Consider the following 9,550-nt stretch of genomic DNA (forward strand, 5'->3'; position numbering starts at 1 on the left):
CGGTGCCGGCGAAGTTATAGGTGGCGCCGCGGATGGTCGTGCTGGCTGTGCCCACTGCGGCGGCGGTCGTCGAGCCGCTGCCCAGCGCGACGCTGCGCGCGATGTTGGCTGAAGCCCCGTCGCCGAGTGCCACAGCGCCGGCGGCGCCGGCCGAGCTGGCGCTGCCGAGCGCGATTGCACCTTGCCCGGTCGCGGCATTGGCGTTGCCCAGGGCGATCGCGCCCTGGCCGTTGGCGTTATTCGCGTTACCTTGGGCAATCGCGCCTTGACCATTGGCGGTATTGTCCGCGCCGAGCGCGACCGCGCCGGTGCCAATTGCACTGTTCGGATCACCGATGGCGACCGCGCCGTTGCCAGTGGCGGTCTGACCGCGGCCGATAGCGACCGCGCCGCCGGCGGCGGTACCGCCGTTGGCCGTGGTTCCGGTCGAACCTATGGCGACATTGCGACCAGTGGCGCCCGAAACTACACCATCGCCCTGAGCGATGCCAAAGGCTCCGTTGACGATCGCGCCGCGGCCGAAGGCAATGCCTGACGAGGCCGCAGCGACCACAGATGATTGCGCACCGATTGCAACCGAATCGGTGGCGGCCGCGTTCGCGCCCGCTGTTGCATTAGCGCCCACCGCAACAGCGCCCGTGCCTCCGGCACTAGCTCTGCGACCGCCGGCGAAGCCGTAAGAGCCGGCGACGGCGGCGTCGCCCTGGGCAATGCCGTAGGTACCGGTTACGGACGAACCACGTCCGACGGCTATACCGGATACGCTCGATGCGGTGACTGATGACAGCCCGCCAACCGCAATCGAGTTCGCACCAGCGGCGCTAGCACCACCACTGATTGCGGCGTCGTCGTTACTTCCCAACGCCAATGCACCTGCACCCGCTGCATTCGCCTGTCGGCCCAACGCCGTAGCATTAAGCCCACTCGCACGACTGTTGGTGCCCACAGCTGATGCCCCATCATTAGTCGCCCGTGCATCATTGCCGAGTGCTGTCGCGCGAAGGCCATCAGCGGTCGAAAGATAGCCAAAAGCGGAGGAATTACCACCAAGTGCTTTCGAGGTGTCGCCGAACGCGGTCGCTGCCACGTCTCCGGCTTGCGCATTCGTGCCACATGCGAAAGAGTTCGCCCCCCCCAAGATGGCACCGCCGTTGTCATCATCCACGACACCGTTGTAAAGATCGCACCTGCGTTGAGCATGAGCAGTAGATGCCGCAACCAAGGAGATCATTACAACGATCGGTGCAAGGCCTGCGGATGTGCGCCGCGATGTCTTCTTGCCCCCTCGGGCGAGTTCCGAAGCCACTACCCAGGTACCTAGCGCAGCGCTCCAGACTTTGCAGTAAATGAAGTTCATCGGTCATTCCCCTTTCGCCGTTCAGGCGAATCGACAGCAAGTAAATGAATACCGATCGCCGACCGATATCCGCCCACGGTTAAATACGTCCGGTGCAGGACAAACCGTTTCATGAGGGGCACTACCGTCCACTTATGAGGACATAAGCTGATGCGGTCGCATATGTATCTAGCATGGCGATCAAATCGCAGCAGCGCTCAGATAGCGGCGACGGTCTTGCCCTACACAATTCAGGCTAAGAGTTAGCCGGCTACTACGCTTGTGAGGAGATATCTTTTTTTCTTCATTTCGTTGCCTATATCCGTCGGCCTAAGCGATTGCATTGAGCAAGGGCTGGCCCCGCCCCTGATCCTTAGGCATCTTTCTTTTAATTCAATGCTTTATGGCACACATGTCAAAGCAAATAAGGCACACAAAAGTGTGATCTTTGACGTCATTTTTGACGAAATGATAAAAAAAAGATCGGTAGCCGCTAGCGTCCGAAGTAGCCAAAGAGTGCAATCAACGCAATAGGCGCATCAGCAGACCGACTCACAACATGTCCCGCCGACATCGATGCCAGCGCGAGACTTATTTCATCCGACCGATGCCCGCCTACGCCGTCTCACATGATGACTGGACGGGCTGCTTTAGGAATATGAGGCCGCAATGACCGAGAGCGAATTCGAAACTTTTATGGGGTCGCTGCGAACTCCGGGAACCCCGCACATTTCACCCAAACTAGTGATTAAAGCACTGGGCATCCGGGCAAAAGATTTGACTGCCATTTCCAATCCTAACGGCAACGCCATCATTCGCGGACATCAAGCCACGGCCAGAATGCAGCGATGCCTGCTCAATCTCGCACGAATTTTTTCGGCGGCACGCGCTTACCATAGCAGTCCAGAGCAGATGGTGTTTTGGTTTATGAACTGCCCGCTGCCGCAGTTCTATTACCGCACCGCCTTCGAAATATATGCAGCCTCTCGTACAGAGGAACTGTTATCGCTATTAACCGTTAATCCGCACGCAGCGTGCGGCGCGGCTACAGCGTGAGCTTGCTGCAGCCATCCGCATCAAGAGCCCTATCGAGTCCGCGAATTCAACTATTCGGCCGTGACAAGTCCCGATGGATCAGGCCTACGTCCATCCCGCTGCAGCCAGTCCAGCCCCGCCCCGCGCATGCCCGTACGAGCGACTAAGGCGCGGTGCTCGGCCACACCGCAATCGCCATCCAGTCTCGCAGGGCCAAACAAGTAGTGCGACTCGAGCTCGGTAACCGCGTCCCCTAACGCTTGGGCCCGCCGGTGCAACCGGTTAGCGAGATCAGCGGCAGCGGCCTGGCCATGCTGGCGAGCGTCGGCTGCGGCTAACAGATCCAGCCGGCTGACTATGCTCCAGATATTGCCCGGAACTACGCGCCGCGCTTCGGCTGCGAGGCGACGACTGGTCTGCCAGTCGCCACGAGCCGCCGCATTCTCCGCTTGCCCGGTCAGCACCGTAGCAATGGATAGGGTATAGCCGGCGGCGCGTAGCGGCGCGAGTACTTCGGCGTAAATATGTTCAGAACGATCGATCTCGCCTAGGCGCGTGGCGATGCGCGCCACATCGATAGCGTTGAGCCAGCGATCAGGGGCCATGCGGGCCATTGATGCCTGAGCTTGGTCGAGTAGAGTCTTCGCCTGCAAATGATCACCGGCTAATAGTTCCATGGTGCTCGCGACTGACGGCGCGTAGAACCGCGCTGTCCAGCGCTCGCCTTGTCGACAATGTTCCAGCGTCGTGCGTGCCTCATCCATCCGGCCTAAGGCCAGCAACAACTCGGTGCGCACACAGGCAATCTGAATCCGCGATTCGGACTCGTGCTCCCCCGGCAACGGCGGCGGCAAAAGACTCTCGCTTTTCTCTACGATTTCCAGGGCTTTCGGAATATCGCCACGAATAGCGGCCAATGCCGCAGCGTACTGCTCAGTAAACAGGCGGGCAGTGCCACGAAGGTTTAAGCCCCGCTGCTGCTGAACCAAGGCCTCGGCGGTCTGTAGACGCGCGGTCAGAAGCGCGACGTTCAGCAACCGCATATTCACTTCACTCATCAACACTGGATCTCCGGCTGCGGTTGCGATCGCCGCAGCCTGCTGCAAACGGGAGATATACGCTGCAGCGTCACCAGTTAAGGCATTGCGATCAGCACTGTTCAGCAAGATGGAGACTTCGATTCGACGATGGCCGCCACTGTTGGCACGTGCCAGCAGCACGTTTAACTCAGCATCGGTTGCGACTTCGTCCGCTGCGGTCACGCGGGCAAGGTATGACGCATAAAGTTCCCCGGTGGCATCGCCTACTCGCTTATACAATCTCGCCGCCTCATCAAAGGCAGCCCCGGACTTCCGCTCTGGATGCTGATAGCGCTCTGCTATTCCGCGCGAAATCCAAGCACGAGCCTGTTCAGGTGCCCAGCCGTCGCCTGCGTCTCGAGCCAGTTGCTGCGCCTGGATTGCTAAAGCGCGTTGTCGAACTGGGTCACCTAGAAATCCATAAGCTTGTGCTCTTAACAGGCGTTTGCTGATTCGGACGTCGAGCGCCTCGTTGCCGTCGGGACTCTCAGTCAAGTGGCTCAACGCATGTTCGTACTGTCCGTTGAGTATCAGCAGCTCAGCCAGCTTGAGACGATAGCTGACCTTGTCCGGGTGTCGGTCGACTAGAGCCTGATACAAGCGCAAGGCCTTCTCAGTGCCGCCAGGTTGAAGCGCCTGCTGCCGGGCCCGCAGCAATGCAGCGACCTGCGGGGGTGAGTCTTTAAGTAGCTGCGACGCAATCCGGTGTTGTTCTCTGGCTGCGGTGGTCTGACTGAGCTGACTCAGCGCATCAGCTAGCTGCAAGCGCAGCAGGGCGAAGCGGGGCGCGAGCCGACTGATTTGGCTACCGAGCCGGTTTGCGGTCATCCAGTCGCGCCGTTCCAGTGCGATAGCGAACGCTTCGTAGCGTTGGGCAGCCTCGGCGCTCGTCTCTAGCGCCGGCCAGGGGTCTGCATGTTGGGGCTGCAGGCGCGCGAGAATTTGGCGCGAAAGTGAATCAACCAGTGCGGGCATTTCCGCGGGAGTGCCGACTGCACTAATCCGCTCTTCCCTACCGTCCTGAAGCAGCCGGACATGCAACTCCAACTTGTTCGCTCCATTCGCGGCGAGCATCGAGGACAAAAAGACCACATTGCTCGGCGCCGTCGCGGTAGCCACTTCTGCCTCGCGCAGGACGTTCGATTCCGGCAAGCTGTCAAGCTTCCAAGCTAACCATTGTTGCAGTAGCTTGGCCGGCCACGACGAGGTGCTCGCACCGTCCTGCACCATTACCAGCGCAACGGATCCATTGTTCTGTGTCGGCACATGTCTCCACACTGCCAGCGACACCACGACCATAGCGACCAGCGCCAACATCAAACTAATATAACGACGCTGACGAATCGAAGGCGCCGGCACAAGCTCGGCAATCGGAGACGCTGGAGACGCTGACGTTGTCTGCGTCGGCTGCAGTGCAACCGTCGACGGAGCTTCAACCGCATCGATTCCAGCGTTCGACGTCGGCACCCGACTATCTGTCGCTAGAGCAACCTCAGTCGCGGTGGTAGCGGGAATTATCGGAGTCGCTGCGGGATCAGGCATGGCAGTTACAGGCAGCGCGCCCGGTAACTGCTCCAAGCAGCGGATGAGACCAGGCGGTTCGAACACATAGCCTGACTTGGCAACCGTGCAAATCCAAGCCTTTCCTTCTTCACCCAAAGCCTTGCGTAACAACCACACGTTTTGCGAAAGATTAGTCTCCTCGACAACGGTCCCAGCCCACAGCCGGTCGAAAAGCTCCGCCCGCGTATGCAGCGTATGAGGTTCTTTGAGGAATAGGAGCAACAGGTCGAACACCCGCTGCGGTAGCTCCACGCTTCGACCCTCGAACATCAGGCGCCGATAGCGTAAATCTACGATGACATCGGCCAGTTGCAAGTAACGCGTTTCACTGGGCCAGGTCTTAGTCAACGGGCCTCCGAATAATTTCGATGCGCATCAAACATTTAAGATGATTGTGTGCGCAGTCTGTGCGCGCACAGCAATATCATGTGATGCTCGGTATAGTCCCGCAAGTGCTGTCGATCGGCCAGGGCAGCTCGCGAGACCTTTCAGAGCCGAGCTTAGGCGCCGCCCGGCACCGTACACGCACGCCATGCTTTCGTCGTCAATTGAAACGGTCACCTCAGAAGGCATCAAGAATGCTGCGGTCACGACCATCGCCGCAGGCATCCTGATCGCCTGCGTGTGAGTGTGACTATGTTTCGGGACATTCAGATAAGTGCAGCTAGCCTGGGTTGATGGCTCTGTCCTGCCCACGCCGGTGAAGTCTTCACTCCTACGCCTCTATTATAGGACTCAGCATGAGAACTATCGCTGCAACGGCATTTCTGCTTTCGCTGTTCCCCATAGGCGTCATCGCCGCTACTGCGAACGTCATAAACCAAGCTGAGATCAGCATGATCGTTTCCGGCCACGCGCGATTCGGACAAGCCGGAAGGGTCGAAGGAATATCGTTTGATCAAGAAAGCAAAATACCCATTGACGTGAAGGCATTGATCAGAGGGAAGGCTGCGCAGTGGCTAATCGAATCCGAATCCTCATCTAATGCGGGTTTCAATGCGACGCCCGAAAAGGTCGCTCTAACGGCTCGTATCGTAGGACATCGACAGACCAACGGTGATGTCGCAATCCGGATCAAGAGCATTCATTTCGGTCCTTTGAATCCAGGCGTCGAACTCAAATCCGAAAACTTCACCAAGCCGGTGTACCCCAGTGCCCTCGCCAGTACTAACGCGGCGGGCACCGTGTACTTGCTGGCACAGTTGAGCTCGCAGGGCGAAGTTCTCCAAGTCGTCCCGGAGCAAGTAAATCTATACGTGATGGGTGAAGATGCGAGAATGCGAGAAGTTCGCGACCTGTTCGCCTCCTCGGCAGTCCTTGCGGCACAGAGATGGAAGTTCGAAGTGAAGGAGAGCACTAGCGTCGATTCGATCACCGTCCGAATCCCAATCGAATATGTCGCTCCCGGCGGACGTCGGCTCGCATACGGACAATGGGAAACGTATATGCCCGGTCCACGGACAAATGCGCCTTGGCTTCCCTCCATGCAAGAAGGAGCCGATGAAGCCGACACTGTCGCAAGTCACAGCCTGCAGATCATCGGCGAACGCTCGGCCCGACGGCAAATCCTAGGCGAGGGCTGACCCCCGTCTTTTCGGCTCAAAGAATAGAGCTTGCCGCAGGCCGGGAGGATCTGCTTGCCCACTAGATGACTGCGCTGGCGTGTGGTGATGCAGTCTACGCAACTCACTTTTCAATCATTACGAATGCGATCAGCAGTCGTGCAGTTTCAGATTCAAACTTATTTCGATATGGGCACACGCCTTCCACGTCTTCATTATCGCTTTCTGCTTGATCTCAAACCACTGCTGCGCGGAGCTTCAGCGAATTACTGCTGGCGCCACATCGGGCAAGCGATGCACGCCATATGGCAGCGCAAAAGCGTAAGGCAGGCCAGAAGCGGCCTGCCTTACGTTCCAGACAAGTGTGTTTATAGAGATCAGAACTCGATGCTCCAACTGTCAAGCTTGCCGATGTCGTTGGCGTAATTGTCGCGCACCCGCAGCTTCCAGGTGCCGTTGAGGGCCTCGCTCGACAGGTTGAGGGTCGCCGTGCTGCGGACGTCGTCGGCACTGTCGGCGGTGCTGTAGTTCTTGATCAGATAGAGCGAACCGTCCGGCGCGACCAGGTCGACTCGCAGGTCGCCGCGGAAGCTGTGCTGGATCGCAACCGTCACCTTGGCCGCAGTCGGTGCGTTGCCAGTGCGGCCGGTCACCGCGATCGGGCTTTCCACCGTGGTCAGGTCCTTGATCGCATAGTCGGTACCGTTGCTGTACACCTGCGGGCCGCCGGCCGCGGCCACCGTGACCGAAGCGGTCTTGGTGTGGGTGGCGCCGGCGTTGTCGGTGACCGTAAGGCTGACGCTGTAGGTTCCGGCCGCGGCATAGGTGTGGCTGGGGTGGGTGACGGTCGAGGCGGCGCTACCGTCGCCGAAGTTCCAACTGCGCGAGACGATGTTGCCGTCGGCGTCCGCCGAAGCATCGGTGAACGTCGCGGTGAGGCCGGCGACCTGGCTGTTGAAGTTGGCCACCGGGGCGACGTTGCCGCCAGCGCCGCCGCCGATCCGGATCGCTTCGTTGACGGCCGCGTTGGCGTCCAGCAGGCCGGCGCCGCAGCCGCCCGGGCAGTTGGCCGCGGCGATCGCGCGGCTGGAGTCCTTCAACGCCTGCTCGATCTGCGCCGGGGTCAGGGGCCTGGCCACCGCGGACTGCATCAGTGCCGCCACTCCGGCCACGTGCGGCGCGGCCATCGAAGTGCCGCTCATGAAGGTGTAGCCGGCCGCACCCTGTCGCTGCGCTCCGGTATTGCCCAGCGACAGCACGGCCTGCTCGTCGTGCTGGCGGACGCAGGTGCCCTGGGGCGACTGGTCCAGCGCCAGGAAACGGTTCTGCGGGCTGCAGTTCTCGCCGCCCGGCGCGGCGATGTCGAGCAAGGCGCCGTAGTTGGAGTAGAAGGCTCGGTCGCCGTTCTGGTCTGTTGCGGCGACCGCGATCACGTTGTTGCAGTTGGCCGGAGTAAATCGCGACACGTTGAGGTTGGAATTGCCCGCAGCCACGACCACGGTAGCGCCGCGCGCGACGGCGACATCGATCGCCTCCTGGTACGACGGGTCGCAACCGTTCTGGCTCAGTCCGCCCAGGCTCAGGTTGATGATCTCGGCGGGGTTCTGGTTGACGGGAATGCCGTCCACCGGGGCGCCGGCCGCCCATACGATGGCGTCGGCGATGTCGACCGTGGACCCGCCGCACTTGGCCAAGGCCCGCACCGGAACGACGCGCGCGCCGTGCGCCACACCAGCCACGCCGGCGGCGTTGTTGCTGGCCGCAGCGATGGTGCCGGCGACATGGGTGCCGTGCCAGCTGGAGTTGCGGCCGACGCTCAGCGGCCCGCACTCCCCCGCGGCGAACCAGTCGCCTTCGTCATTGGGGTTGTCGTCGCGGCCGTTGCCGTCGCGGGCGCGGGCGGCGTCGGTAACGAAGTCGTAGCCCGGCAGCAGGTTATTGCGGGCATCGAGCTCGGCGTGCGGCGCGATGCCGCTGTCGATGACCGCGACCACGGTGCCAGCACCGGTCGCCCGGTCCCAGGCGGTATTGACCCGCGCGCCATTGGCCGCGGAGTAATGCCACTGTTCGCCGTAGCGAGTGTCGTTGGGCTCCATCGCATGGGTCCACAGCCGGTTGACCCGCACCGACTCGACGTTCGGATCGGCCGCCAGCTGGCGCATCAGCGCCTCGGCGTCGACCCGGTCCAGCGACTGCTCGGCGCGGACGAAGTCGGCGCCGATGCCCAGGCGGCGCACGTGCTTGAGCGCCAGCAGGCGGCCGGCGATCTTGGCCCGCACGCTCTGGCGCAGGGCGGCCGCCACCGCAGCGCTGTCGCGCCGTTGGGCCGAACCGTTGCGGTACTTGACGATGAAGCCATCGTAGCCCTGCGGCGCATCTAAGCCATTCAGATTCACCTGACCCGCAAGTGCGGGGGCGGAAAATGCGGACAACGTGAAGACCGTTGCGACGGCCAAGGCGGTCTTACGTGTCATGTGATGAGTGACAGTGGACATCTAGAAACCCCTCTGAGATCTAATAAATAGCGGCTCCGACACGGAGCCGCGAACCCCGGCGTCATAGGTGCTAACACCCCGCGCGCCCGGTGTCTCAGATCTACAAAGCCGGCTCATATACGGCTATGCAGGAGATATCTTTTTTTATCTTTTCTGACGTGGAATCGATTTCGCCTCTAGGAGCTGCGCGGAGTCTGACGTTATGTCCGCCGACACCCCCGCCCCGCCGCTTGCCGGCGGCCGGAGCCGGGCGTAGCGTCTCCCGAATTCCCCGTGTCGGGTGCCCGCGACGATGAACGCGCTGTCCCAGGCCACGTTGGTCGAGCTCGCCCGCGCCGGCGCCGTGCGCGGCTACACCCTGCACTGCCGCACCGACGGCTACGTCCTGTCGGTGCAGTACGGCCTGCCCGAGGCCGTCTCGACGGCCAAACGCGGCGGCGCCCGCCGCTTCGCCCGCATCGACACCGCCGTCGCCTTGCT

The 9,550-nt window shown here is 61.2% G+C and carries 6 protein-coding genes; 3 read left to right on the forward strand and 3 right to left on the reverse strand.

The window, feature by feature from the left end; all coding sequences use genetic code 11:
- Positions 1-1,357, reverse strand: a 1,357-nt coding sequence (locus tag V7787_RS51195; protein WP_336095195.1) for an ESPR-type extended signal peptide-containing protein, incomplete at its 3' end; no start/stop codon positions are given.
- 648 nt (positions 1,358-2,005) lie between these two features.
- On the opposite strand from V7787_RS51195, the gene V7787_RS51200 reads away from it, so the two are divergent.
- The gene (locus V7787_RS51200) at positions 2,006-2,392 is read left to right on the forward strand and encodes a hypothetical protein (RefSeq protein WP_336095196.1); all 387 of its coding nucleotides are present in this window, start codon (positions 2,006-2,008) and stop codon (positions 2,390-2,392) included.
- 50 nt (positions 2,393-2,442) lie between these two features.
- Here V7787_RS51200 and V7787_RS51205 read toward each other — a convergent pair whose 3' ends face one another.
- Entirely contained in the window at positions 2,443-5,361 is a 2,919-nt protein-coding gene (locus tag V7787_RS51205) for a winged helix-turn-helix domain-containing protein (RefSeq protein WP_336095197.1), read from the reverse strand.
- 392 nt (positions 5,362-5,753) lie between these two features.
- Here V7787_RS51205 and V7787_RS51210 point away from each other — a divergent pair, with 392 nt between their 5' ends.
- Positions 5,754-6,596, forward strand: a complete 843-nt coding sequence (locus V7787_RS51210; protein WP_336095198.1) for a hypothetical protein — start codon at positions 5,754-5,756, stop codon at positions 6,594-6,596.
- A 356-nt stretch (positions 6,597-6,952) separates the two neighbouring features.
- On the opposite strand, the gene V7787_RS51215 is transcribed toward V7787_RS51210, so the two are convergent.
- On the reverse strand, positions 6,953-8,971 hold the full coding sequence (locus V7787_RS51215; RefSeq protein WP_336095199.1) for a S8 family serine peptidase: 2,019 nt from the start codon (positions 8,969-8,971) through the stop codon (positions 6,953-6,955).
- A gap of 391 nt (positions 8,972-9,362) precedes the next feature.
- Here V7787_RS51215 and V7787_RS51220 point away from each other — a divergent pair.
- A partial coding sequence (locus V7787_RS51220) for a hypothetical protein (protein WP_336095200.1) occupies positions 9,363-9,550 on the forward strand: 188 nt, incomplete at its 3' end.

The sequence above is a fragment of the Pseudomonas sp. CGJS7 genome (assembly GCF_036961695.1).